Annotated in this window: 24 protein-coding genes; 16 read left to right on the top strand and 8 right to left on the bottom strand. The window is 67.9% G+C overall.

Annotated elements, in window-relative coordinates; translation table 11 throughout:
• Position 1 precedes the first annotated feature (1 nt).
• The gene (locus ACOQOP_RS07570; protein ID WP_420565712.1) at positions 2-472 is read right to left on the bottom strand and encodes a flavodoxin family protein; all 471 of its coding nucleotides are present in this window, start codon (positions 470-472) and stop codon (positions 2-4) included.
• A gap of 100 nt (positions 473-572) precedes the next feature.
• On the opposite strand from ACOQOP_RS07570, the gene ACOQOP_RS07565 reads away from it, so the two are divergent.
• The 6 genes from ACOQOP_RS07565 (at position 573) to ACOQOP_RS07540 (ending at position 6,096) form a co-directional block, all read left to right on the top strand.
• The gene (locus ACOQOP_RS07565; protein ID WP_420565711.1) at positions 573-1,310 is read left to right on the top strand and encodes a peptidase; all 738 of its coding nucleotides are present in this window, start codon (positions 573-575) and stop codon (positions 1,308-1,310) included.
• Between the two features lie 546 nt (positions 1,311-1,856).
• Positions 1,857-2,747, top strand: coding sequence for a class I SAM-dependent methyltransferase (locus ACOQOP_RS07560; RefSeq protein ID WP_420565710.1), 891 nt, complete (start codon positions 1,857-1,859; stop codon positions 2,745-2,747).
• Positions 2,740-3,549, top strand: coding sequence for a TrmH family RNA methyltransferase (locus ACOQOP_RS07555; protein ID WP_420565709.1), 810 nt, complete (start codon positions 2,740-2,742; stop codon positions 3,547-3,549). Before ACOQOP_RS07560 ends, ACOQOP_RS07555 begins: the two co-directional genes overlap by 8 nt.
• Before the next feature lies 1 nt (position 3,550).
• Positions 3,551-4,552 (top strand): RsmB/NOP family class I SAM-dependent RNA methyltransferase, encoded by a 1,002-nt coding sequence (locus ACOQOP_RS07550; RefSeq protein ID WP_420565708.1) that lies wholly within the window; start codon positions 3,551-3,553, stop codon positions 4,550-4,552.
• Entirely contained in the window at positions 4,549-5,247 is a 699-nt protein-coding gene (gene rsmI, locus ACOQOP_RS07545; RefSeq protein WP_420565707.1) for a 16S rRNA (cytidine(1402)-2'-O)-methyltransferase, read from the top strand. The genes ACOQOP_RS07550 and rsmI overlap by 4 nt, the downstream gene beginning before the upstream one ends.
• A 219-nt stretch (positions 5,248-5,466) precedes the next feature.
• A complete protein-coding gene (locus tag ACOQOP_RS07540; protein ID WP_420565706.1) occupies positions 5,467-6,096 on the top strand; it encodes a hypothetical protein in 630 nt (209 codons plus the stop codon).
• 166 nt (positions 6,097-6,262) lie between these two features.
• Here ACOQOP_RS07540 and ACOQOP_RS07535 read toward each other — a convergent pair whose 3' ends face one another.
• Entirely contained in the window at positions 6,263-7,285 is a 1,023-nt protein-coding gene (locus ACOQOP_RS07535) for an LLM class flavin-dependent oxidoreductase (protein WP_420565705.1), read from the bottom strand.
• 239 nt (positions 7,286-7,524) lie between these two features.
• Between ACOQOP_RS07535 and ACOQOP_RS07530 the strand changes: the two genes are divergently transcribed.
• Positions 7,525-8,373 (top strand): sulfite oxidase heme-binding subunit YedZ, encoded by an 849-nt coding sequence (locus ACOQOP_RS07530; protein WP_420565704.1) that lies wholly within the window; start codon positions 7,525-7,527, stop codon positions 8,371-8,373.
• A gap of 53 nt (positions 8,374-8,426) precedes the next feature.
• Positions 8,427-9,680 (top strand): MFS transporter, encoded by a 1,254-nt coding sequence (locus ACOQOP_RS07525; protein WP_420565703.1) that lies wholly within the window; start codon positions 8,427-8,429, stop codon positions 9,678-9,680.
• Here the strand turns inward: ACOQOP_RS07525 and ACOQOP_RS07520 are convergent.
• Entirely contained in the window at positions 9,671-10,141 is a 471-nt protein-coding gene (locus ACOQOP_RS07520; protein WP_420565702.1) for a PAS domain-containing protein, read from the bottom strand. The two genes, ACOQOP_RS07525 and ACOQOP_RS07520, sit on opposite strands and share 10 nt — an antisense overlap.
• A gap of 268 nt (positions 10,142-10,409) precedes the next feature.
• Between ACOQOP_RS07520 and ACOQOP_RS07515 the strand changes: the two genes are divergently transcribed.
• Complete coding sequence (locus ACOQOP_RS07515) at positions 10,410-11,864, top strand: amidase (protein WP_420565701.1); 1,455 nt, start codon at positions 10,410-10,412, stop codon at positions 11,862-11,864.
• Positions 11,865-11,890: 26 nt separating this feature from the next.
• Here the strand turns inward: ACOQOP_RS07515 and ACOQOP_RS07510 are convergent, their stop codons facing one another.
• The 4 genes from ACOQOP_RS07510 to ACOQOP_RS07495 all read right to left on the bottom strand — a co-directional run bounded on the left by ACOQOP_RS07510 (position 11,891) and on the right by ACOQOP_RS07495 (position 16,147).
• Positions 11,891-12,349: a hypothetical protein gene (locus ACOQOP_RS07510; protein ID WP_420565700.1), complete on the bottom strand. Its 459-nt coding sequence runs from the start codon at positions 12,347-12,349 to the stop codon at positions 11,891-11,893.
• 118 nt (positions 12,350-12,467) lie between these two features.
• The gene (locus ACOQOP_RS07505; RefSeq protein ID WP_420565699.1) at positions 12,468-14,306 is read right to left on the bottom strand and encodes an O-acetylhomoserine aminocarboxypropyltransferase; all 1,839 of its coding nucleotides are present in this window, start codon (positions 14,304-14,306) and stop codon (positions 12,468-12,470) included.
• Between the two features lie 4 nt (positions 14,307-14,310).
• Positions 14,311-15,117 (bottom strand): enoyl-CoA hydratase, encoded by an 807-nt coding sequence (locus tag ACOQOP_RS07500; protein WP_420566523.1) that lies wholly within the window; start codon positions 15,115-15,117, stop codon positions 14,311-14,313.
• Between the two features lie 91 nt (positions 15,118-15,208).
• Positions 15,209-16,147 carry an AEC family transporter gene (locus ACOQOP_RS07495; RefSeq protein WP_420565698.1) on the bottom strand — a complete coding sequence of 313 codons (939 nt, stop codon included), beginning with the start codon at positions 16,145-16,147 and terminating at the stop codon, positions 15,209-15,211.
• A gap of 120 nt (positions 16,148-16,267) precedes the next feature.
• Here ACOQOP_RS07495 and ACOQOP_RS07490 point away from each other — a divergent pair, with 120 nt between their 5' ends.
• Entirely contained in the window at positions 16,268-17,077 is an 810-nt protein-coding gene (locus ACOQOP_RS07490; protein ID WP_420565697.1) for an alpha/beta fold hydrolase, read from the top strand.
• Positions 17,078-17,089: 12 nt separating this feature from the next.
• Positions 17,090-17,752: an HAD family hydrolase gene (locus ACOQOP_RS07485; protein WP_420565696.1), complete on the top strand. Its 663-nt coding sequence runs from the start codon at positions 17,090-17,092 to the stop codon at positions 17,750-17,752.
• Between the two features lie 45 nt (positions 17,753-17,797).
• Here the strand turns inward: ACOQOP_RS07485 and ACOQOP_RS07480 are convergent, their stop codons facing one another.
• On the bottom strand, positions 17,798-18,904 hold the full coding sequence (locus ACOQOP_RS07480) for an NADH:flavin oxidoreductase/NADH oxidase (RefSeq protein WP_420565695.1): 1,107 nt from the start codon (positions 18,902-18,904) through the stop codon (positions 17,798-17,800).
• Positions 18,905-18,976: 72 nt separating this feature from the next.
• Between ACOQOP_RS07480 and ACOQOP_RS07475 the strand changes: the two genes are divergently transcribed.
• The 5 genes from ACOQOP_RS07475 to ACOQOP_RS07455 all read left to right on the top strand — a co-directional run bounded on the left by ACOQOP_RS07475 (position 18,977) and on the right by ACOQOP_RS07455 (position 23,046).
• A complete protein-coding gene (locus tag ACOQOP_RS07475) occupies positions 18,977-19,417 on the top strand; it encodes a PaaI family thioesterase (protein ID WP_420565694.1) in 441 nt (146 codons plus the stop codon).
• A gap of 14 nt (positions 19,418-19,431) precedes the next feature.
• Positions 19,432-20,328 (top strand): aldose 1-epimerase, encoded by an 897-nt coding sequence (locus ACOQOP_RS07470; protein ID WP_420565693.1) that lies wholly within the window; start codon positions 19,432-19,434, stop codon positions 20,326-20,328.
• A 173-nt stretch (positions 20,329-20,501) separates the two neighbouring features.
• The gene (rplM, locus tag ACOQOP_RS07465) at positions 20,502-20,960 is read left to right on the top strand and encodes a 50S ribosomal protein L13 (protein WP_420565692.1); all 459 of its coding nucleotides are present in this window, start codon (positions 20,502-20,504) and stop codon (positions 20,958-20,960) included.
• A gap of 3 nt (positions 20,961-20,963) precedes the next feature.
• Positions 20,964-21,458 (top strand): 30S ribosomal protein S9, encoded by a 495-nt coding sequence (gene rpsI / locus ACOQOP_RS07460; protein ID WP_420565691.1) that lies wholly within the window; start codon positions 20,964-20,966, stop codon positions 21,456-21,458.
• A 139-nt stretch (positions 21,459-21,597) separates the two neighbouring features.
• On the top strand, positions 21,598-23,046 hold the full coding sequence (locus tag ACOQOP_RS07455; RefSeq protein ID WP_420565690.1) for a TrkH family potassium uptake protein: 1,449 nt from the start codon (positions 21,598-21,600) through the stop codon (positions 23,044-23,046).
• Positions 23,047-23,150: the final 104 nt, after the last annotated feature.

Genomic DNA, 23,150 nt, shown 5'->3' with positions numbered 1-23,150 from the left:
CCTACAGAATGCCCGCTTCCAGCCCGGCCGCCATGTACAGGCCGAGTTCGCGTGCCCGGTCGAGGAAGGCTTCGTCCCACTCGCCGCGGCACAGCAGCGGTTCCTGTACCGCCTTCCAGCGCAGGCCGGTGACGATCGTCTCCACCCCGCGCCGCGTACCGGTCCCGTCATGGCCGGCGCGGATGTAGAGGGCGTAGGGGCGGCCCTGGGTCTCCTCCAGGCAGGGGTAGTAGCAGCGGTCGAAGAAGTCCTTCAGGGCGCCGCTCATGTATCCCAGGTTCTCGGTCGTCCCCAGGATGATCGCGTCGGCGGCCAGCACGTGCTCGGGCGTGGTGTCGAAGGGCGACAGCACGACCACGTCCACCCCGTCGACGTCCTCGCTGCGGGCACCCTCCACGACCGCGTCGCGCAGCCGCTGCGTGTTCGGCGAGGGGGCGTGGGCAACAATGAGAAGGCATTTGCGCTCGGACATGGTGGACGGCATTGCATCCCGGCGCGGGTAAGGTCAACGTGTCGTCGCCCGAATGCCCGAAGAACCGGGCCGCCGACCGGGCGACGGGGGAGACACTGAGATGACCTACTGCCTTGGCATCCTCCTGCCGGAGGGCCTTGTGCTCGCCTCCGACTCCCGCACCAACGCGGGCGTCGACCAGATCGCCACCGTGCGCAAGCTGTCGATCCTGGAGAATCCGGACAAGGCGGTGATCGCCCTGATGTCCGCCGGCAACCTCGCCACCACCCAGACCGTGGTCACCACCCTGCGCCAGGCCGCCGGCACGGGCACGCCCGACCGCGATCTGTTCCTGCACAATTCCATGTTCGACGTGGCGCAGACCGTCGGTGCCTTGCTGCGGCGGATCCTGGAGCGCGACGCCCACTACGTGGAGCGCTTCGGCGACCCGAACGGCACCTTCCTCCTGGCCGGCCAGATCCGGGGCGAGCCGCCGCGGCTGTTCCATATCTACTCCGCCGGCAATTTCGTGGAGGCGACGCCGCGCAACCACTATCTCCAGATCGGCGAGACCAAATACGGAAAACCGATCCTCGACCGGGCCCTGCGCTTCGACAACAGCCTGGCGCGGGCGGCCAAGCTGGCGCTGATCTCCTTCGACGCGACGATCCGCAGCAACCTGTCGGTGGGGCCGCCGATCGACGTGCTGTGCTACCAGACGGACAGCTTCTCGACCCGTAACCTGATGAAGTACAAGAACAGCGACCCGTATTTCACCGAGTTGAAGCAGCAGTATTCCGACGGCATCCAGGCGACGGTCGACGCGATCCCGGAGCCGAAGCTGTGCCCGGACGGGTGAGGGCGGCGGAGATGCGTTTGTAGCCGTCATCCTGACGAAAGTCAGGACCAAGCCGCCCGCCCATCCGACTCCCACCCGTCGTCCTGATGACAATCAGGACCAAGCCTCCGGCCCGCCCGACTATCACCCGTCGTCCTGATGCAAATCAGGACCTGCGGCGCACGGGCGCCCGGTTCTGCGGATCTCCGGCGCCGGAGGCCTGGTCCTGATTTGCATCAGGACGACGATAGGGGCATGACGGGGGGGGCTTTCCCCGTATCTCCCCCCTCTCTTCACTCCCCGGATTTATTCCGGGGCGAGGCTGGGCCCGTGCGTGTTCATCGGATAGGGAAGCGAGCCGCTGCCTCGCCCCGGAATAATCCCGGATTTAATCCTGGACGGGGAGGGTGTGAGTTTCAGGGATCTGGTGTTGGTCGCTCGCTATTCCTATAGGAACGCTCTACCGGCGGGTATCAGTTGTCATCGGGATGACGGCCACCGACCGGTTTGGATTTCGGCCCCGCCGGCGCTATTGTCTCGCGCGTTGCAACCCGCCGGATCTCCCTCGTGCCGACCCACCCTTCCTTCGAGACGCTCGCCGCCGAGCCCTGGAGCGACTACGCCCTGCTGGACAGCGGCGGGGGCCGCAAGCTGGAACGGTTCGGGGCGCGTATCCTCGACCGGCCGGACAGCCAGGCGCTCTGGGCGCGCAGCCAGCCGGATGCCGCCTGGGACGCGGCCGACGCCCGCTTCACCGGCGGCAAGGACGAGGAGGGACAGGGCAACTGGGACATCCTCAAGCGCCACGCCGACCGCCCCTGGCCGCTGAGCTACGGCGACGTGCGCTGCGAGGCGCAGCTCTCCAGCTTCCGCCATGTCGGCATCTTCCCCGAGCAGCGTGTCCACTGGGATTTCATCCAACCGCGGGTCGGGCCGGAGTTCAGCCTGCTCAACATGTTCGGCTATACCGGCCTCGCCTCCCTGCTGCCGGCGGCCAAGGGGGCGAAGGTCACCCATGTGGACGCCTCCAAGAAGGCGATCGCCTGGGCCCGCACCAATCAGGAACTCTCCGGTCTGACCGACGCACCGGTGCGCTGGATCTGCGACGACGCCGCCCGGTTCGCCGCCCGCGAGGTCCGGCGCGGCAACCGCTATGACGGCATCGTCCTCGACCCGCCGAAATACGGCCGGGGCCCGAAGAACGAGGTCTGGCGGCTGGAGGAACAGTTGCCGACCCTGCTGGCCGATGTGCGGGCGATGCTGGACGGGGACTCGTCCTTCATGGTGCTGACCGCCTATGCCACCCACCTCTCGGCCCTCACCCTGCGCCGGCTGGTGGAGGACGCGATGGACGGGTTCGGCGGGGTCATCACCCATGGCGAGATGACCCTGCGGGAAGAGGGCAGCGGACGCCTGCTACCGACCTCGCTCTTCGTGCGGTGGCAGCGCGATGACTGATCTCGTCATCACCAGTTCCGCCAATCCGGAGATCAAGGCGGTCAAGGCGCTGGCCACCAAGAAGGGCCGCCAGCAGCAGAATGCCTTCGTGTCAGAAGGCCTGCGCCATGTGGTGGAGGCCGCGCGCGCCGGCTGGGTAATCCGCCGGCTGATCGTCGCCGACCGACAGGCGCCGAGCCCGGTGATGGACGAGGCGCGCCGGGCCTGCCTCGACGCCGGCGGACGGGTGATCACCGTCAGCGGCGAGCTGATGACCCGCATCGCCAAGCGCGACAACGCCCAGAGCGTCATCGCCGTGATCGAGCAGAAGACCAGCCCGCTCTCCGCCGTGACGCCCGAACCGGGCGCCCTGTGGGTGGCGCTGGAGAGCGTGCGCGACCCGGGCAATCTCGGCTCGGTCATGCGCAGCGCCGACGCCTTCGGCGCCAAGGGGGTGATCCTGGTCGGCCATACGGTCGATCCGTTCTCCATCGAGTCGGTGCGCGCCACCATGGGCGCCATCGTCAATGTGCCCCTGGTGCGCTGCGACGCGGCCGAGTTCCTGGAATGGCGCAAGTCCTGGCCCGGCCGGGTCGTGGGTACCCATCTGGCCGGCCCGCACCGGCCGGAGGGCCTGCGCGCGGCGACGCCGACCGTGCTGCTGATGGGCAACGAGCAGGCCGGGCTGCCGGCTGAGATGGCCAAGGCCTGCGACGCCCTGGTGCGCATTCCCATGCGGCCGGGGGCGGACAGCCTGAACCTGGCGGCCGCTACCGCCATCATGCTGCACGGCCTCGCCGGCGGGGCCGGGGGGCTGGAGTAGCATGGCGAAGAAATCAGGCGGCTTCCGCGCCCACCCCGCCGACCAGCGGCGGCGCGACGCTTTCCTGGCCCGGGCGGCCGCCGTCTGGGAGGTGAAGCCCTACGAGGCCGAGCGGCTGGCCAGCGGCGGCCTGCGATCGAGTGTGCGGATCAACCCACTGAAATCGCGTTCCGTCAATGAGATACGGGCTGATCTTGAATCACTGACGGAAGTCGAGCCGATTCCCTGGTGCCCGAACGCCTTCCACATTCTGGGCGACCGCAAGGCGGTGACCGAGAGCGCCATTCACGCGGCCGGCGAGGTCTATGTGATGAACGCCTCGTCGCTGATCCCGGGTCTCGCCATGGACCCGCAGCCCGACGAGGATATCCTCGACATCTGCTCCTCGCCCGGTGGCAAGGCGGCCCATATCGCGGCACTGACCCATAACAAGGCCCGGTTGCACGTCAATGACGGGATCAGGGCGCGCTTGAAGAAACTGCGGGAAGTTGTTGATCTGATGAATGTTCAGATCACCGATATGACCGAGATCCAGGGTCAGTACCTCGACAAGTTCCTCGAGGCCACCTTCGACCGCATCCTGCTCGACGCCCAGTGCTCCGGCGAGGGCATGGCCGACCTGTCGCGGCCCGACGCGCTGAAATTCTGGACTCCGGACCGCATCGAGAAGATGAGCCGGCTGCAGCAGCGCATGCTGGTCGCCGCGTTCAAGCAACTCCGCCCCGGCGGCGTGCTGGTCTATTCCACCTGCACCATCGCGCCGGAGGAGAACGAGGCCCCGGTCGACCATCTGGTCAAACACAACGACGACGCGGTGATCGAACCGATCGGCGTGGACGTGCCGGAGGGACGGCCCGGCCTCGCGAAATGGGAGGGGCGCAGCTACCATCCGGACGTGCGCCATGCCATGCGGGTGGTGCCGAGCGACTTCCTGGAGGCGTTTTTCGTCTGCCGGATCCGCAAGCAGACCCCCGGTACGCACCCCACTGGAGAGACGGCATGATCGAGCTGGTGGCGACGCCGATCGGCAACCTGGAAGACCTCAGCCCGCGGGCGCGCGCGGCCTTCGAGAAAGCGGATGTGGTGGCGGCGGAGGACACCCGGCGCACCGGCCGGCTGCTGCAGGCCGCCGGGCTGAAGCGGCGCATGGTCGCCTATCACGAGCACAACGAGCGCCAGATGGCCGCCACCCTGGTGGAATGGGCGGCCCAGGGCCAGCGGATCGCGGTGGCGACCGACGGCGGCACGCCGGGCGTCAGCGATCCGGGATTCACCCTGGTGCGGGCCGCGGCCAGGGCCGGGGTGGAGATCACCATGGTCCCCGGCCCGGTGGCCTTCGTGATGGCGGCGGTGCTGTCGGGCCTGCCGGTGCACGGCATCACCTTCCGCGGCTTCCCGCCGAAGAAGTCGGGCCAGCGCCAGCGCTTCCTGGAAGTCGACATCGCCAGCCCGCACACACTGGTGCTGTACGAGAGCCCATACCGCATCGGCAAGTTGGTGGACGCCTGCCTGGAGGTCTATGGCGACCGCCCGGCCGCCCTGGCCCGCGAGCTGACCAAGCTGCACGAGGAGGTGGTGCGCGGGCGGCTGAGCGAGGTGAAGGCCTTCCTCGACGGCCGCGGCACCCAGCCGACCGGCGAATGTTGCTTGGTGATCGCCGGCGCCGAGGTTCCGGCCGACTGGTTCGAGGCGGAGTAGGGTAGGCCACACCATCTCCATTCCCCACGCGCTCCCCGGATTTATTCCGGGGTGAGGCCGAGGGCAGGGACGGGCTGGTCAGACAGCCCGCACGACCCATCTCTCGCCCCGGCACAAGGCCGGGGATTGATTGAGTAGAGAGGGAGTTCGGAACGATTGTCCCGGTGCCCCGTTAGCGGAAGGTACTCGCACCGTCCGTTCCACGATCCTGAACCGCCCATGCTCTCCTGGATCCAGAACCACTCCCAGCTTCTCAGTGTCGGCGTGAACGCGGCGATGGTGCTGATCTGGCTGGTCTATCTGCGGCTGTTCATCCAGACCATCCGCAAGAACGAGCGCTCCTCCATCCTGATCACCCGCGGCGGCGGCCAGCGGGCCAGCGCCCATTGCATGATCTGCAACATGAGCGCCCAGATCATCTATGTGATGAGTGTGACGGTGACGATCCGCTCGGACAACGGGAACGCGACCCAGCCGATCACCGATGTGCGTCGGCCCTCCGATACTGGGACCGGCGGCGACGTCCGCGAGCGGACCCATCAGGGACCGCTCGAACCCGGGCAGATGATGGATCTGGGGTCCTTCGAGAGCGTGATCGAGCGCGCCTATGACAGCGCCGGCTCCGGCTCGCTCGACCTGGAGACCGGGCGCTACTGCGTCGAGCTGCTGGTGATGGCGCACTACGCCTCGGAGAACCTGCCGATCGCCGCCACGCGCAGCTTCGACATCCGCCCCGACGGCGACGACCCGCTGATCGTTCCCTCCAGCCCGCGCACCCGCCAGATCCGGTCGTCGCGGGAGCGCAAGCGGCTTTGGAATACCCTGCGCGAGGAGCTGTATGCGGAGTAGGGGCCGCATGTCAGAACGGCGGCCTCCAGATTAACCCACTCCCCGGCCTTGTGCCGGGGCGAGGCCAGCGGCTGGGACGGGCTGGTCAAGCAGCGCGCATGCTTCGTCCCTCGCCCCGGCACAAGGCCGGGGAGTGAGGTGGATGGGAAACGAGGCGATAGGCGGCTTACTCCGCCGCCTGGGCCTGCGGTGCCAGATCGTAGGCCTGGGCCAGCAGCTCGTAGGATTTCAGCCGCGCCCGGTGGTCGTGGGTGATGGTCACCACCACCGCCTCGTCCACGCCATATCGCGCCATCACCGCGTCCAGCTTCTCGCGCACCTGATCCGGCGTGCCGACGATGTTGCGGCGGCGGTGGAAGGCGGCGCGCTGGCGTTCGGACTCGGTGAACTCGTAAGACAGCGCCTCCTCCGGCGTGGGGATCGGGGTGATGTGGCCCTGATCGAGCCGGACCCGCCAGAGATCGCGGGAGGCGGCGTGGTATTTCGCCTCCTCCTCGGTCTCCGCACAGATCACGAAGACGCCGATATTGGCCTGCGGTTCGGGCAGCGTCTTGGAGGGCTGGAAGCGCTTCTTGTACATCTCCACCACCGGCTCGCCGCCCTCCGTGATGAAATGGGCGAAGGAGAAGGCGGTGCCGAAATGGGCGGCCACCTGGGCGCCCTGGTCGCTGGAGCCGAGCAGCCAGACCGGCGGCGAGGCCGGGCCGGCCGGCTGGGCGGTGACGCCGCGGAACGGATGGTCGTCCTCCAGGGCGCCGTCCATCCAGTCCATCAGATCCTGGACCTGACGCGGGAAATACTCGATCGGGATCGGATCGCGGACATAGGACAGGGCGCGGGCGGTGCGCTGGTCGGAGCCGGGCGCGCGGCCGATGCCGAGGTCGATGCGGCCGGGATACATGGTCTCCAGCATGCGGAAGGTCTCCGCCACCTTCAGCGGCGCGTAATGCGGCAGCATCACCCCGCCGGAGCCGACCCGGATCCGGCGCGTCTCGTTGGCCAGCCGGGTGATCAGGATCTCCGGCACCGAGCCGGCGAGGCCCTCCGACGAGTGGTGCTCCGCCACCCAGTAGCGGTGAAAGCCGAGCCGGTCGGCCAGCCGGGCGAGCTCGATGGTTTCGGCGACCGCGTCGGCGGGCGTGGCACCGGCACGGATCGGGGACTGGTCGAGGACGGAGATCAGGGGCATGGCACCGGACGGGCTTTGTGGTGGTTGGTTTCCTATGTTGGGGGTGCCGGACGCCGCTGCCAACCGGTGCGACGGCACGAGTGTCGTGAACGGCCGGCCCGGACGGCCACGTCGGTGCCGCACAGTTGATCGCCCGTGCGCGCTCGAACGCCTGGACGGGCGCGCCCCGTCGCCTCATGTTCGGGCTTCCGTCGCCGGCAGGTACCGGCGGTCCGAGACTGTTCCATCGGAAGGACACCATGGCGCTATGGCACGACCGGGCCGGACGGGTTTCGGGGCTGAAGATCGCGACCCTGGTCGCCGTGACGGTGCCCGCCCTCATGCTGGCCGCCGACGCTCTGCTGGGCGGGCTCGGGGCCCGGCCCTATGACGAGGCGATCCACCGCAGCGGCGACTGGGCGATCCGCATCCTGACGGTCTCGCTGGCGGTCACCCCGGCGATCCGAATCCTCACATACCCCCGGCTGATCTCGATCCGCCGCATGCTCGGGGTCGGCGCGCTCGCCTATCTGCTGCTGCATGTGCTGCTCTACATCGCCGACCAGGGGTTCGACCTGCCGAAGGTCGGCAGCGAGATCGTGCTGCGGACCTACCAGACCATCGGTTTCGCCGCCTTGCTGATCCTGGCGGCCCTGGGCGCGACCAGCTTCGACGGCATGGTCCGCCGGCTCGGGCGGCGCTGGACCCAGCTGCACAATCTCGTCTATGTCGCGGCCGCGTTGGCCGCCGTGCATTTCTTCATGCAGACCAAGATCCAGGCCTACGAGGCAAGCCTGATCGCCGGCTTCCTGCTGACCCTCGGCCTGTACCGGTTGGCGGCGAAGCGGCGGCTGGCCCTGACCGCGCCGCTTGTCCTTGCCGCGATCGCGGTTCTGGGCGGCCTGCTGACGGCCGGGGCGGAGGCGCTGTGGTTCTGGGCCGGCACCAGCGTGCCGCCGCTGCGGGTGCTGGAAGCCAACCTGATGCTGCCCGACACGATCCGGCCGGCCTGGTGGGTGCTGGCGGCCGGGCTCGCCGTCGCCTGCCTGCCGGTGCTGCGCCGTCGCATCGGGACACCGGCCCGGACGCCGGCGGAGCGGACCGCCTAGACGGCGGCGGTCCGTGGGTAGGCAGGGTGCGGCGGCGCTTCTAGACTTCGCCCATGCGCAAGACCGGCTCCATGACAGGCTGGGCCGCTCTCGGCGTGCTCGTCCTCTGCTTCCTGCTCAATGCCCTGGCCCGGGGGGCGGGGGAGACCTATGCGGTCTTCCTGCTGCCCATCGGCGCGGAGACCGGCTGGGACCGGGCCGATCTGACCTCGGTCTATTCCGTCTACATGCTGGCCAACGGGCTGGCCTCGCCCTTCGTCGGGGCGGCGTTCGACCGGTTCGGCGGCCGCGTGCTCTATGTCTTCGGACTGATCTCGCTGGGCGGCGGCTTCTGGCTGGCGGGGCAGATGCAGCATCTGTGGCACCTGACGATGACGGTCGGGATCATGGGCGGGCTGGGGATCGCGTCCCTGGGCATGATCCCGGGCTCGATCCTGATCAGCCGCTGGTTCGACGCCCGCATGGGCACGGCCATGGCGATCGCCTCGGCCGGGCTCGGGACCGGCACGCTGATCCTCGCACCGCTGGCTCAGGTGCTCGTGGACAGCGTCGGCTGGCGCGGCGGCTACGGGCTGATCGGCGGCACGATCCTGCTGCTGGCCCTGCCGGTGGCGCTCCTGCCCTGGCGCCGGATCACCGAAGGGATGGTACAGCGCGCGCCGGCTTCGAGTGGCGACCTGCCGACCGAGGGCATTGCCCGGGCGATCCGGACCCGGCCGTTCTGGGCGTTGTTCGGCGCGTTCTTTCTCACCGCCATAGGGGGATATGGGATCGCGCTGCAGACCGTGGCGTACCTTGTGGAGCAGGGCTTCGCGCCGATCCAGGCCGCCAGCGCCTTCGGCTTCGCCGGCATGCTGTCGATCTTCGGCATGCTGGTCGTCGGGGCGGCCGCCGACCGCTACGGCAACCGTGTGGCGGTCAGCGCCACCTACGTCGCCACCCTGCTGGGCATCGTGTCCCTGGCCCTGGTCCAGGTGCATCCCGGCTTCGCCTTCGTGGTCGGCTTCGTGATCTTCTTCGGCGGCACCATGGGCGCCCGGGGGCCGATCATCTCCACCCTGGCGGCGACGATCTTCAGCGGCCGGGGCATCGGCGCGATCTACGGCACGATCACGACGGGGCAGGGGCTGGGGGCCGCGATCGGCACCTGGCTGGCCGGCTTCCTGCATGACCTCACCGGCGGCTACACGGTCGGCTTCACGATCTCCAGCGCCTTCATACTGGCGGCGATGACGATCTTCTGGGTGGTCCCGGAGCTGTCGGTGCGGCGCGGGCGGGCGGCGGCCGGAGACGGCGATCACTCGTAGTGGGAGACGGCCATCAGCATGTCGATGGTCACCCCGTCGGCGGCCAGCGGCAGCACCAGGGACTGCAGGGTACGGTATGAGCGGCCGGTATTGCCGAGGTCGTCCTCCAGGATCCGCGGCTGTGCGTCCCTGACCACCTGGTCGAGCACCCGGTGCACCCGGGCGCGGCGGGCCTGGTCGTAGAGCTCCTCGAACCAGCGCCCGGTCCCGTCCCGGTTGCGCATGTCGACGATCCCGGTCCCCACCAGCCGATGGCGGTAGCTGAGGCTCCCGTCCTTGCGATGGACCTCGATCAGGTTGATCCAGGGCAGCAGCGAGCGCGGCATCTCAAGCGGGTCGATATCCTGGCGCGACGGCACCAGTCCCGGGCCCGGCCGGCGCGCGAGCCAATAGGAATAGGCGGCCCCATGGGCGGGCGCTGTCAGGTCCAGCTCGGTGGGCCAGTTTTGGTCGCCATCCATTCCACAGGTCCGTGCCAAGTGACTCAGTGCCAAGGATTGACATACGACGGTATGCAAAAGTCGCGCGTCAACTGTAGTTTGTATGTTATCCTACAGCCTATGATAATTTTCGGATTTTCGAAAGTTAATGAAGTCGAGCATGGATCGGTGAGTTGATCGCCGTGCTGGACTGGGTCACGCTGGACGTCCCGCCCAGAGTGCCTGCCCGGCGTTCCCGCCCGGAGCACCGGCCTCGATGTTTCGTCCGCCCGTCTTTCGGAGTCGCCCCATGACCGACATCGCCTTCGCGCCCGCGCATGAACTCGCCGCCAAGATCCGCTCCAAGGAGATCGGGTCGCGCGAACTGCTGGAGCACTATCTGGCGCGGGTCGAGAAGTACAATCCGCCCCTGAACGCGATCATCGCCACCGACTATGACGGCGCCCGCAAGGCGGCCGACGCGGCCGATGCGGCCCTGGCCAAGGGCGAGATCTCCGGGCCGCTGCACGGCGTGCCCATGACCTTCAAGGAGAGCTACGACGCGGTCGCCATGCCGACCACCTGGGGGCTGGAGCATCTGGCGAAAAACATCCCCGAGGTGGACAGCGTGCCGGTCGCCCGCATGAAGGCGGCCGGAGCCGTGGTGTTCGGCAAGACCAACGTGCCGGTGATGCTGGCCGACTGGCAGAGCTTCAACCCGGTCTATGGCAGCACCAACAACCCCTGGGACCTGAGCCGCACGCCGGGCGGGTCTTCAGGCGGGTCGGCCGCGGCCCTGGCGGCCGGGCTGACCGGGCTGGAGGCGGGCTCCGATATCGGCGCCTCCATCCGCAACCCGGCCCATTACTGCGGCGTCTACGGCCACAAGCCGACCTGGGGCATCCTGCCGCCGCGCGGCCATGCGCTGCCGGGCACCATCACCCCGGCCGACATATCGGTGATCGGGCCGCTCGCCCGCTCGGCCGAGGATCTCGACATCTCCCTCGACATCATGGCCGGCCCGCATGGGCTGGACGCCGCCTGCTGGACCCTCAATCTTCCGGAAGCCACCCAGCGCGAGCCGGGCGACTTCAAGGTCGCGGTCGTGCTGGAGGACCGGAACGTCGACCAGGACACGGTGCTCACCGATGCCCTGCAGAAGGCGATCGACGCGCTGGCCGCCAAGGGGATGAAGATCGTCTCCGGCGCCAAGCCGGGTTTCGACACCAAGGAGGCCCACAGCGTCTATATCCGCCTGCTGCGCGCCGCCACCTCCGGCAGGGTGAACGACGAGGAGATGGCCAAGCAGCACGCGCTGCTGGCCGACCTGGGCGAGGACGACGACAGCTACATCGCCGAGATGGCGCGCGGCAACACCATGCTGCACCGCGACTGGCTGAAGCTGAACAACCGACGCAACCAGATGCGCGAGACCTGGCAGGCGTTGTTCGAGGAGGTCGACCTGCTGCTCTGCCCGATCGCTTCCACCACCGCCTTCCCCCACGACCAGGAAGGCGAGCGCATCCACCGCAAGATCGTGGTGAACAACAAGCAGGTCCCGGTCACCGATCAGCTCTTCTGGGCCGGGTATACCGGCGCCTTCTACCTGCCCAGCACGGTGGCGCCGGTGGGCCTCGCCAGCGACGGGCTGCCGGTCGGCCTGCAGATCGTCGCCCCGCACGGCCACGACAAGCGCGCCATCGCCTTCGCCAAGATGATGGAGCGCGAGATCGGCGGCTTCATCGCGCCGAAGGGCTACGAGTAAGGCGACGGCCGACCGCTAGGGCCGGGTCAGCCGATCCGGTCCGGCAGGCCCCGGCCGTTGTTCCACCAGCGGTTCGGGTTGTCGCGGGTCGGGTCGTAGGCGGCCCGGCTGGCCCAGTCCTCGCGCAGGAAAATCACCGGCTCCTCGTAGTGGTGGGCGTCCATCACCGCGTCCATGACCTTCTCCAGGGCGTCCAGATCGCGCTCGAGGGAGATCTTCAGCTCCACCATGGGATAGGTCTCGGTCGATCCGGCCTCGAACCCCGCCACATGGGTCGTGGTGGTCGAGCCGGGCTCCGGCTGCGCGGTCTCCTTGCCGACGGCCGAGATGCTGGCATTGCGCTGATACCGCCCGAAGCTGAGCGGGTGAACCTTCATGACCGCGTCGAGGATCCGGTCGGTATCCTCCTCCAGCGTCTGGATCTCAAGCGTCCAGACCGGGACGAAGTGGCCGGACGTCGCTTTGTAGGCGGAGAGCTGGGTCATGGCGCGCCTCTCTATGTTCGCGGTTTGTTCTAACCGAGAACGCGCATAATGTCAACGGGCGACACGCCATGGTCGCCCGTTGGAGAGAAAAATCGGCGGTTGGTGGCCGCGGCCCCGGTCAGCCCAGCGCCCGCTCCAGATCGGCGATGATGTCCTCGGCCGTCTCCAGGCCGATCGAGAGGCGGATCACGTCGTCGCCGGCCCCGGCTGCGGTGCGCTGCTCTTCGGTGAGCTGGCGGTGGGTGGTGCTGGCCGGGTGCAGGATCAGCGAGCGGGTATCGCCGATATTGGCCAGATGCGACAGCAGGCGGCAGCGCTCCACCACGGCCATGCCGGCCTGGTAGCCGCCCTTGACCCCGAAGGTGAAGACCGAGCCTGCCCCCTTCGGCAGGTAGCGCTCGGCGAGCTGCTTGTATTTGTTGCCCTCGAGCCCGGCATAGCTGACCCAGGCGACCTTGTCGTGGGCCTCCAGCCATTCCGCCACCGTCTGGGCGTTGGCGACATGGCGCTCCATGCGCAGGGCCAGGGTCTCGATGCCGGTGATGGTCAGGTACGCGTTCATCGGCGCCATGGTCGGCCCGAGATCGCGCAGGCCCACCGCATGGCCGTAGGTGGTGAAGGCGAGGTCGCCGAAGGTCTCGTAGAAGGTCAGCCCGTGATAGGCCGGCTCCGGCTGGGACAGGGACGGGAACTTGTCGTTCTGCGACCAGTCGAAGGTTCCGCTGTCGACCACCGCCCCGCCCATGGCGTTGCCGTGGCCGGACAGGAACTTGGTCGTGGAATGCACCACCAGGTCCGCCCCGTGCTCGATCGGCCGGCACAGGTAGGGGGTGGCCATGGTGTTGTCGATGATCAGCGGCACGCCGGCTTCCTCGGCGATGCGGGCGAGCGCCGCGATGTCGGTGATCACCCCACCCGGATTGGCCAGGCTCTCGGCGAAGATCGCCTTGCACCTGTCCTGCATGGCGGCAGCACGGACCGCATCCAGATCCTCGGCATCGACGAAGTCGCAATGCCAGTCGAACTTCTGGAAGGTCCGGCCGAACTGGGTGATCGAGCCGCCATAGAGCCGGCGCGAGGCGACGAACCGGTCGCCCGGGCTCATCAGCGCGAACAGCGCCAGCATCTGGGCGGAATGGCCGGACGCCGTGCAGGTGGTGCCGCGTCCGCCTTCAAGGGCGGCGATCCGCTCCTCCAGCACCGCGACGGTCGGATTGGACAGGCGCGAGTAAATGTTGCCGAAGGTCTGCAGGTTGAACAGCGAGGCCGCGTGGTCGGCGTCGTCGAACACATAGGCCGTGGTCTGGTAGATCGGCGTGCCGCGCGCTCCGGTCGCCGGGTCCGGCGAGGCGCCGGAATGCACCGCCATGGTCTCGAAACCCTTGGGGATGAAGCCGTCGCCGACGTCGCTCTGCTTCGACACCTTGTCGGACCGGCCGGGCATCCGCCGCTTGGCGGAGATGACCCGGCTGTTGAACCCGTGCCAGCCGAGTTCGCCGAACAGGCGGGAGAACTCGATCTTCGGGCAGCGGTCCATGATCACGGTCAGGCCGGCGGCCTCGGCCCGGTCGGCGGCCTCGTCGTTGCGCACGCCGAGCTGCATCCACAGCACCTTCGCGCCGTGCGCGACGGCGGCATCGGCGATCGGCCCGGCGGCGGCGGAGTTGCGGAACACGTCGACCATGTCGACCGTCTCCGGCAGGTCGGAGAGGTCGGCATAGGCCTTCTCGCCCAGGATCTCGCCGCCGGCGCCGGCGACCTTCGGGTTCACCGGATAGACCTTGTAGCCCTTCTGCTGCAGGTACTTCATGGCGAAGTAGCTGGGCCGGTTCCAGTTGTCCGACGCGCCGACCATGGCGATGGTCTTCACGTCGCGCAAGATATCGCGGATCAGGTCGTCGTCATAGACGAGCCCGCCATTCGCGTCGGTCGCGCGCTTCGGGTCGATTTCGGCCATGGGGTTATTCTCCCTTCCAGACGGGGGCGCGCTTCTCGATGAAGGCGTCGATGCCTTCGCGGGCGTCGCGGGCGAGCATGTTGCGGGTCATCACCGCGCTGGCATAGGCGTAGGCGTCGTCCATCGGCTGCTCGAGCTGGCGGTAGAACGCCTCCTTGCCGATGGTCAGGGTAAGCGGCGACTTGGACGTGATCTTGGCGGCCAGCGCGTCGACGGCGGCATCCAGCTCCTCGGCCGGAACGACCTTGTTGAGCAGGCCGGCGGCCTCGGCGGTGACGGCGTCCAGCGGCTCGCCGGTGACCAGCATCTCCATCATCTTCTTGCGCCCGACATTGCGGCTGATCGCGACCATCGGGGTCGAGCAGAACAAGCCGATATTGACGCCCGGCGTGGCGAATTTCGCGGTATTGGCGGCAACGGCCAGATCGCAGGCGGCGACCAGCTGGCAGCCAGCAGCCGTCGCCATCGCATGGACCTTGGCAATGACGATCTGCGGCAGCCGGTTGATCGCCATCATCAGCTCGGAGCATTGCTCGAACAGCGCCTTGAAGAACGGCTCGCCGTCGTTCTCTCGCACTTCCTTCAGGTCGTGGCCGGCGCAGAAGGCGGGGCCGGCGGCGGCCAGGACGACCACCTTGACCGTGCGGTCGTCGGCGATCGCGGCCAGCTCGCGCTGCAGTTCGGCCATCAGGGCGCGGGAGAGGGCGTTGCGCTGCTTCGGCCGGTTCAGGGTCAGGGTGGCGACGCCGTCGATATCCTCGCGGAGCAGGATGGGCTGGGCGTCGGTCTCCGGCGTCTCAGCCTGGGGCATGGCCATGGCTGTCTCCCTCGATACGGTCTGTGGCAGGCTTCTTTGGTCCCACAATGCGCCCGCGGGACCGAAATTCAAGGGGGCTTTCCCCTTACCGCACGTCCAGCAGCAGCAGGACGCCGGCGACCGAGAGGACCGACAGGCCGGTGGAGATCAGGATCGCCGTGGTCGACTGGGCGATGGCCGACTGGTAGCGCTGGGCCATCAGGTAGACGTTGATCCCGACCGGCAGGGAGGCGAGCAGCACCGCCACGTCGCGCCACAGCGGCTCGACCGCGAACACATGGGTGGCAAGCGCCCAGACCAGCACCGGATGCAGCGCCAGCTTCAGTGCCGTGCCCACCGCCGCCTGCTGCACGGCGCCGGCGATCCGGTAGGCGGCGATGGAGGCGCCCATGGCGAAGACCGCGCAGGGCAGGGCGGCGCGGCCGAGCGTGCTGGTCAGGGTGTCGACGAAGCCCGGCAGCTTCAGCCCGGCCAGATTGACCAGCACCCCGAGCAGCAGGGCGATGATGATCGGGTTGGTGACCAGCCCCTTGGCGACGTTGACCGGCAGCCGCCGCATCTCCTGACGGGCACCGACGCCGATCTCGGCCTGGACGGTGACCACGGAGAGAAGCTGCCAGGAATGGAAGGCGATGATCAGGAACAGGGGCAGGGTGGCCACGTCGCCGAAGGTGGTCAGGACCAGAGGCACGCCGAGCATGACCGTATTGGAGAAGGCGCCGGTCATCCCGGCGATGGCCGGCTCGGCACCGTGGCCCTTGAACGCAAACCGGCTGATCAGCGAGCCGGCGATCCAGGCGATGTAGCCGCCGCCGAAATAGGAGATCAGAAACCCCCACTGGATCGTCTCGGGCAGCTCGGTCGTCGCCATGGTGCGGAACAGCATGGCCGGGATCGCATAGTCGAAGACGAAGCGCGACAGGCCCTTGGTGGCCTCGTGCGGGAACAGGCCGGTGCGCGCGGCGCCGTAGCCGATCGCCACGATACCGAAGACCGGCACGATGATCTCGAGAAGGATCTCCATGACAGGGGCTTAAGGCGGGCCGCTGCGGAGCGCCAGATGGGAATCACGCGTTGACGGCGTTTTGCCCCCCGCGCTACCGACTCAAGGAAAGAGAGAAGAAGACCCAACGGGAGGACAATGATGCCGCATCTCGAGATCGCCGACGGCGAGAGCCTGTACTACGAGCACACGCCGCCGACCGACCCGGCGGGCAAGACCTTCGTCTTCGTCAACGCGCTGACCGGCAGCTACACCATGTGGGAGGCGTCCATCGCGCCGGCCCTGCGCGAGGCCGGGCACGGGACCCTGGTCTACAACTTCCGCGGCCAGGCCGAGAGCCGGACGGCGCCGACCACCCGGCCGACCCCGACCCAGATCGTCGACGACCTGGACCGGCTCTGCGACGAGGTCAGGCCGGCGCGTCCTGTGCTGGTGGGTCTGTCCATCGGCGGTCTGTTCGCCGCCCAGGCCTATGCCCGGGGCGCGCGAGCGGACGGAATCGTCCTGATCAACACCCTGCGCAAGCCGACCGAGCGGCTGGAATGGATCAACACCGCCATGGCCCATGGGGTCGCGGCCGGCGGCTTCCGGCTGATCATGGAACTGAACCTGCCGATGCTGGTGAACCCGGACCAGCTCGCCAAGATGCGGGCCGACGTGCAGACCGGCGCGCCCTACGCGCCGATCGATCCGGCCGATGGCGGTTACCGCCTGATGGTCGAGTCGGTCGCCACCGACTGGGACTTCCCGTGGGAGAGCCTCGACATTCCGGCGCAGATCTTGGTCGGCCTGCACGATCGGGTATTCTACGTGGCGGAAGATGTCGATGAGCTCGCCGCCCGGATCCCGACCACGACCAGGGTCGACTTCCCGGATGCGGGCCATCTGATTCCGATCGAGCGGCCGGCCGCCTTCACCGAGGCGCTGCTGGATTTCGCGAAGACCGTATGAGGGGAGAAGGCCGTGGTCTGGAAGCCGGCGCTGGTAATTTTCGATTGCGACGGCGTCCTGGTGGACAGTGAGCCGATCGCCACCCGCATCATCGCCGCCGCGCTGACCAAGGCGGGGCTGGAGATGAGCGGGGAGGCGGCCCTGCACCAGTATCTCGGCGGCAAGCTCACCCGCATCAAGATCAAGGTCGAGGAGGATCTCGGCATCCAGCTCGGCGACGGCTGGGTGGAGGCGATCTACGAACAGCAGTTCGCCGCCTTCCGCGCCGAGCTGAAGGCCATCCCGGGGATCGAGGCGGCCCTGGACGCGCTCGACCTCGCCGGGGTGCAGTACTGCGTCGGCTCCAACGGACCGCTCTACAAGATGGACGTGTCGCTCGCGGTCACCGGCCTGTACGAGCGGCTGGAGCACCGGATCTTCTCCGCCGACATGGTGCCCGAACCGAAGCCGGCGCCGGACCTTTTCCTGCACGCGGCCGCCAATTTCGACGTGCCGCCGGGCGATGTCGCGGTGGTGGAGGACAGCCCGCCGGGCGTGCGCGCCGGAGTTGCGGCCGGGATGCGGGTCTTCGGCTACGGCCGGGATTCGGGTGTCGACCGGCTGAAGGAAGCGGGCGCCCACGTGACCTTCGAGAATATGGCCGATCTGCCCAGGATTCTCGGGGTGGGCGGCTGAGAAGGGTCCGACCGCCCAAGGGAGCGGTCGGACCTCCTGCACCTGCTACTTCTTCGGCACGAAGGAGCCGTGTCCGGCCCGCCAGATGTCGGGGCGGCAGCGCACGTACTGTGCCGGGTACTCGATCTCGACGCCCAGCGTCTGGGCGGCATGCCAGGCCCAGCGCGGGTCGTCCATGGCACCGCGGGCGACCGCGACCATGTCGGCCTTGCCGGAGGCGACGATCTCCTCGGCCTGGGTGGCGCCGGTGATCATCCCGACGGCCATGACCGCGATCCCGACCTCGGACGTAACCTTCTCGGCGAACGGCACCTGGTAGCCCGGGCCGACGCTGATCTTCTGTCCCGGATCGTTTCCGCCGGAGCTGACATCGACGAAGTCGCAGCCGGCCTCCTTCAGCGCCTTGCACACCTCGACGACCTCTTCCGGCGTCAGGCCGCCCTCGACCCAGTCGGTGGCCGACAGGCGCATGCCCATGGGCTTGCCCTCCGGCCAGACCGCGCGGCAGGCCTTGAACACCTCCAGCGGGAAGCGCATCCGGCCTTCGATCGAGCCGCCATATCCGTCGTTGCGGGTGTTGGACAGCGGCGACAGGAACTGGTGCAGCAGGTAGCCGTGCGCGCCATGGACCTCGGCAACCTCGAAGCCGACCCGGTCGGCCCGTTTGGTGCTGTCCACGAACTGCTGCTTCACGCGTTCCAGCCCGTCGGAATCCAGTGCCTTCGGCGCCGGCCAGTCGCCATAGGCCCGGTCGGACGGCCCCAGGGTCTGCCACGGATTCTCGTCCGGCTGCAGCGGGCCGCCGCCGTTCAGCGGAATGCGGTTCGACGCCTTGCGGCCGGCATGGGCGATCTGAATGCCCATCACCGAGGTGCCGTACTGGTAGCAGAAATCCACGACCCGCTTCAGCGTCCGCTCGTTCTCGTCCGACCACAGGCCGAGACACCCCGGGGTGATGCGCCCCTCCGGCGACACATGGGTCGCCTCGGTGATCACGAGGCCGCCGGCGCCCATGGAGAACTGGCCCAGATGCATGAGGTGCCAGTCATTGGCATTGCCATCCTCGGAAACGTACTGGCACATCGGCGCCACCACGATACGGTTCGGCAGAGTGACGTCGCGCATCGAGATCGGCGAAAACAGTTGGCTCATGGGGTCCCCTCTGGTTGTCCTGTCGGGCAGGCCGGGGGACGGTAGCGGCAAGCGGGAGGGTGAGGAAGTGCCATGACGGCAAAAGTGTCTGTCGCCGAGATGAACCAGATTCTGCAGGAGGACCTGTCCTTCATGGGGAATCTGGGCGCCCGGTTCGAGGAGATGACCGACGGCTACGTCGTCGCCCGGCTGCCCTATTCAGACCTGCTGCTGCGGCCGGGTGGCACGATCAACGGCCCGGCCATGATGGGATTGGCCGATGCGGTGCTCTACGCCGTTGTGCTGTCGCGCATCGGCATGGTGAAGCTGGCGGTCACCACCAGCCTGACCGCGAATTTCCTGCGCCGGCCGAAGCCGGGCGACCTGATGGCGGTGGGCAAGCTGATCAAATGCGGCCAGCGTCTGGCCTATGGCGAGGTGCTTCTCCATATAGACGGTAGGGACGATGACCCGGTCTGCCACGTGACCGGCACCTATTCGATCCCGCCGAAGGAGGAACGGCCCACCCAGTAGGGGAGAGCGCAGCCATGAGCAATCCAGTCACCCTCGCCAGCGGGCCCATCAGCGCGGTGGTGGAGCCTGCCTTCGGCGGGCGCATCACCGCGTTCCGCCATGGCGAGACGGATATCTTTGCGCCGATTCCGGCGGACGGTTCGCGCGATCTCGCCGCCCCGGCGTCCTGCGGCTGCTTTCCGCTGGTGCCCTGGTCCAACCGGATCCGCGACGCCAGGCTGCATGTGGAGCGCGAGACCGTCGAGCTGGCGCCGACCGAGCTGCCGGCCGGCCACGCGATCCATGGCCACGGCCTGCGACGGATCTGGGAGGCCGAGCAGGATGGCACCACGCTGCGCATGCACTACGCCCATGAGGCCGGGGCCGGCGGCTGGCCCTGGCCCTATCGCGCGGCTCAGGTGATTGAACTGGACCAGGAGGGCATGACCGTCTCCCTGTCGGTGCTGAATACCGGCGAGGGGGCGATGCCGGTCGGTCTCGGTTTCCATCCCTATTTCCCGCAGACACCCGGCACCCGCCTGACCCTGCCGGTGGCGACGTCCTGGCCGCCGACCGAGGCGGAGAAGTTCCCCGTCGACGGCGGCCAGCCCGTCCCGCGCGACCTCGACCGGCGGGAGGAGGGGCCGGTGCCCATGGGCCTCGACCAGGGCTTTGGCGGTTGGGAGAAGTCAGCGCGGATCGCCTGGCCGGAGCACGGACTCGCGCTGACCATGACCGGCGAGGGGCCGCTGGATCACGTGATCGTCTATACCCCGACCCACAACAGGTACTTCTGCGTGGAGCCGGTGACCCACGCGATCGATGCGGCCAATCTGGCGGAAATCCATGGTGTTTCGGAGACGGGTCACGCCATTCTGGCGGCTGGTGCGGAGTTTTCGGTATCTCTGAGGTTTACGGTCGCGGTATTATAATACCGCTTTCTCAACCGCCCTGAAAATCCGCTGTTTTTCCGCTTGATTCCCGGGCGCTCGCACGTCATAACCCGCGCTCCGTCGGAGGCGGGCTCCTGCCCGTGCCGACTCCAGATTTCCATGAACCTGGTTCTGTGCCTTGCGCACAGGGCCGATCGAGCGAGGGGACCGTCATGCGGACCTATTCGGCAAAGCCGAGCGAGATCGAGAAGAAGTGGGTTGTGGTCGATGCCGAAGGGCTCGTCCTTGGCCGCCTCGCCACGATCATCGCGAACTACCTGCGCGGCAAGCACAAGCCGACCTTCACGCCGCATATGGATTGCGGTGACAACGTCATCGTCGTCAATGCCGAGAAGGTCAAGCTGACCGGCAACAAGATGACCCAGAAGCACTATTACTGGCACACCGGCCATCCGGGCGGCATCAAGTCGCGCCGGGCCGATCAGGTGCTGGGCGGCGCGCATCCCGAGCGCGTGATCACCAAGGCGGTGCAGCGGATGATCACCCGCGGCCCCCTCGGCCGTCAGCAGATGTCCAACCTGCGGGTCTATGCCGGTGCGGAGCATCCGCACGAGGCGCAGCAGCCGACCGTGCTGGACGTTGCGGCCATGAACCCGAAGAACGCGAGGTAAGCGATGTCGATGGAAACTGAGACCACGACGGAACAGGGCCAGGGCCTCGACAAGCTGGCCGAGCTGCAGGCCGAGACTTCGGCCGCTCCGGCTGAGCCGGTGGTCGACAAGTTCGGCCGTTCCTACGCGACCGGCCGCCGCAAGAACGCCATCGCCCGCGTCTGGGTGAAGCGGGGCCAGGGCATCATCACCGTCAACGGCAAGCCGGCCAGCGAGTACTTCGCCCGTCCGGTGCTGCAGATGATCATCGACCAGCCCTTCGAGGCGGCCGAGCGGACCGGTCAGTTCGACGTGTTCTGCACGGTGACCGGCGGCGGTCTGTCCGGCCAGGCCGGTGCGGTGCGCCACGGGATCTCCCAGGCCCTGACCCTCTTCGAGCCGGGCCTGCGCCCGACCCTGAAGAAGGGCGGCTTCCTGACCCGCGACCCGCGTATGGTCGAGCGTAAGAAGTACGGCAAGGCCAAGGCCCGCCGCAGCTTCCAGTTCTCCAAGCGCTAAGGCTGCCTGGAGCCGGGCTCCGGTCCCGGACCACAAGATATCTTTCGGAGAAGCGCTGTCCTCGGGCAGCGCTTTTTCGGTTTCTGGTGCATCATCCCGTCGCGGGGCGGTGACCATCGACAGATATGGAGACTTCGCGGTGCTGGACCTCAGGGTCGTTGCCCACATCCTCGGATGGGTGATGATTTCCGTCGCGGCGATGCTGTTGCTGCCCGCGGGACTCGACTGGGTGCGTGCCGATGCCGACTGGCCGGCCTTCGTTGTGGCGGCGGTGATCTCAGCCCTGTTCGGGGCGCTGATGATCCTGGCAAACTCGATGCCGGAGCGCCCGGAGCTCAGCCTGCGCCAGGCCTTCGTGCTGATCGCCTCGGGCTGGGTCACGGTCTGCCTCTTCGGCTCGATCCCGCTCATGGCCTACGGCCTGTCGATCACCGACGCCGTGTTCGAGACCATGTCGGGGATCACGACCACCGGCTCGACCGTGCTGACCGGTCTCGACACGATGCCCGAGGGCATCCTGCTGTGGCGCGCGCTGCTGCACTGGATCGGCGGTATCGGGATCATCGCCATCGCGGTGATGATCCTGCCGTATCTGCGGGTCGGCGGCATGCAGATCTACAAGATGGAGACCTCGGTCCACGAGGGCGAGAAGGCCTCCTTCACCAGCCGCATCCTGCTGCGCCTCTCGGTGGTCTATATCGGCCTGACCATCCTGTGCGGCGCGGTCTACTGGGTGCTCGGCATGAGCTTCTTCGACGCCGTGACCCATTCCATGGCGACGATCTCGACCGGCGGTTATTCGACCCACGACGCATCCTTCGGGTATTTCCAGTCGCCCTGGCTGCACTGGGCCTCGATCGTCTTCATGATCAGCGGGGCGATCCCGTTCATCCTGTTCGTACGGGCGACCCAGGGCAATCTCCGCGCCCTGGTCCGCGACGAGCAGGTGCGCGGCTTTCTTGGCTTCCTCGCGGTGTTCAGCGTGCTGACCGCGTTCTGGCTGATGAGCCGGGACGAAACGCTCGGCTTCGGCCAGGCGCTGACCCTGACCGCCTTCAACATCACCGCGATCGTGACCACCACGGGCTTCGCCACCGCCGACTACACGCTCTGGGGCAATGGCGCGATCGGCCTGTTCCTGCTGCTGATGTTCGTCGGCGGCTGTTCGGGGTCGACCTCGGGCTCGATCAAGATCTACCGCTATCAGGTGCTGTGGCTGTTCGTGCGCGCCCATCTGAAGCGCCTGTTCTCGCCGCACCGGATCGTGGTGCTGCGCTACAATGGGGCGACCCTCGGCGAGGATGTGCCGCTCTCGGTGCTGGCCTTCCTGGCGGTGTTCATCGCGACCATCGCGATCTTCACCGTGGTGCTGGCCTTCCTCGGTCTCGACCTGATCACCGCGTATACGGCGGCGGTTACCGCGATCTCCAACGTGGGCCCGGGGCTGGGCTCGATCATCGGGCCTGCAGGGAATTTCCAGTCTCTGCCCGATCCGGCCAAGTGGGTGCTGGTCATCGCCATGCTGGCGGGGCGGCTGGAGGTGCTGGCCTTGCTGGTGTTCTTCGACCGGGATTTCTGGCGGGGGTGATCCGGGGGACAGGGGCTGGGTCCCGGCCGACCGCCGGACCGAGCCCGGCGCTCGCCGGGATGACGCTCAAGAACTTTCCAAGACCGTCATCCCGGACGGCCCCG

It is taken from the genome of Thalassobaculum sp. (assembly GCF_965223715.1).
Classification (GTDB): Bacteria; Pseudomonadota; Alphaproteobacteria; order Thalassobaculales; family Thalassobaculaceae; genus Thalassobaculum.
This window is presented reverse-complemented; position numbering and strand designations above follow the sequence as displayed.

What these genes read in the sequence shown, in the direction of transcription:
- ACOQOP_RS07570 (WP_420565712.1), bottom strand. Translation starts at nt 472, where the DNA reads ATGTCCGAGCGCAAATGCCTTCTCATTGTTGCCCACGCCCCCTCGCCG.
- ACOQOP_RS07565 (WP_420565711.1), top strand. Translation starts at nt 573, where the DNA reads ATGACCTACTGCCTTGGCATCCTCCTGCCGGAGGGCCTTGTGCTCGCC.
- ACOQOP_RS07555 (WP_420565709.1), top strand. Translation starts at nt 2,740, where the DNA reads ATGACTGATCTCGTCATCACCAGTTCCGCCAATCCGGAGATCAAGGCG.
- ACOQOP_RS07550 (WP_420565708.1), top strand. Translation starts at nt 3,551, where the DNA reads ATGGCGAAGAAATCAGGCGGCTTCCGCGCCCACCCCGCCGACCAGCGG.
- rsmI (WP_420565707.1), top strand. Translation starts at nt 4,549, where the DNA reads ATGATCGAGCTGGTGGCGACGCCGATCGGCAACCTGGAAGACCTCAGC.
- ACOQOP_RS07540 (WP_420565706.1), top strand. Translation starts at nt 5,467, where the DNA reads ATGCTCTCCTGGATCCAGAACCACTCCCAGCTTCTCAGTGTCGGCGTG.
- ACOQOP_RS07535 (WP_420565705.1), bottom strand. Translation starts at nt 7,285, where the DNA reads ATGCCCCTGATCTCCGTCCTCGACCAGTCCCCGATCCGTGCCGGTGCC.
- ACOQOP_RS07530 (WP_420565704.1), top strand. Translation starts at nt 7,525, where the DNA reads ATGGCGCTATGGCACGACCGGGCCGGACGGGTTTCGGGGCTGAAGATC.
- ACOQOP_RS07525 (WP_420565703.1), top strand. Translation starts at nt 8,427, where the DNA reads ATGCGCAAGACCGGCTCCATGACAGGCTGGGCCGCTCTCGGCGTGCTC.
- ACOQOP_RS07520 (WP_420565702.1), bottom strand. Translation starts at nt 10,141, where the DNA reads ATGGATGGCGACCAAAACTGGCCCACCGAGCTGGACCTGACAGCGCCC.
- ACOQOP_RS07515 (WP_420565701.1), top strand. Translation starts at nt 10,410, where the DNA reads ATGACCGACATCGCCTTCGCGCCCGCGCATGAACTCGCCGCCAAGATC.
- ACOQOP_RS07510 (WP_420565700.1), bottom strand. Translation starts at nt 12,349, where the DNA reads ATGACCCAGCTCTCCGCCTACAAAGCGACGTCCGGCCACTTCGTCCCG.
- ACOQOP_RS07505 (WP_420565699.1), bottom strand. Translation starts at nt 14,306, where the DNA reads ATGGCCGAAATCGACCCGAAGCGCGCGACCGACGCGAATGGCGGGCTC.
- ACOQOP_RS07500 (WP_420566523.1), bottom strand. Translation starts at nt 15,117, where the DNA reads ATGCCCCAGGCTGAGACGCCGGAGACCGACGCCCAGCCCATCCTGCTC.
- ACOQOP_RS07495 (WP_420565698.1), bottom strand. Translation starts at nt 16,147, where the DNA reads ATGGAGATCCTTCTCGAGATCATCGTGCCGGTCTTCGGTATCGTGGCG.
- ACOQOP_RS07490 (WP_420565697.1), top strand. Translation starts at nt 16,268, where the DNA reads ATGCCGCATCTCGAGATCGCCGACGGCGAGAGCCTGTACTACGAGCAC.
- ACOQOP_RS07480 (WP_420565695.1), bottom strand. Translation starts at nt 18,904, where the DNA reads ATGAGCCAACTGTTTTCGCCGATCTCGATGCGCGACGTCACTCTGCCG.
- ACOQOP_RS07475 (WP_420565694.1), top strand. Translation starts at nt 18,977, where the DNA reads ATGACGGCAAAAGTGTCTGTCGCCGAGATGAACCAGATTCTGCAGGAG.
- ACOQOP_RS07470 (WP_420565693.1), top strand. Translation starts at nt 19,432, where the DNA reads ATGAGCAATCCAGTCACCCTCGCCAGCGGGCCCATCAGCGCGGTGGTG.
- rplM (WP_420565692.1), top strand. Translation starts at nt 20,502, where the DNA reads ATGCGGACCTATTCGGCAAAGCCGAGCGAGATCGAGAAGAAGTGGGTT.
- rpsI (WP_420565691.1), top strand. Translation starts at nt 20,964, where the DNA reads ATGTCGATGGAAACTGAGACCACGACGGAACAGGGCCAGGGCCTCGAC.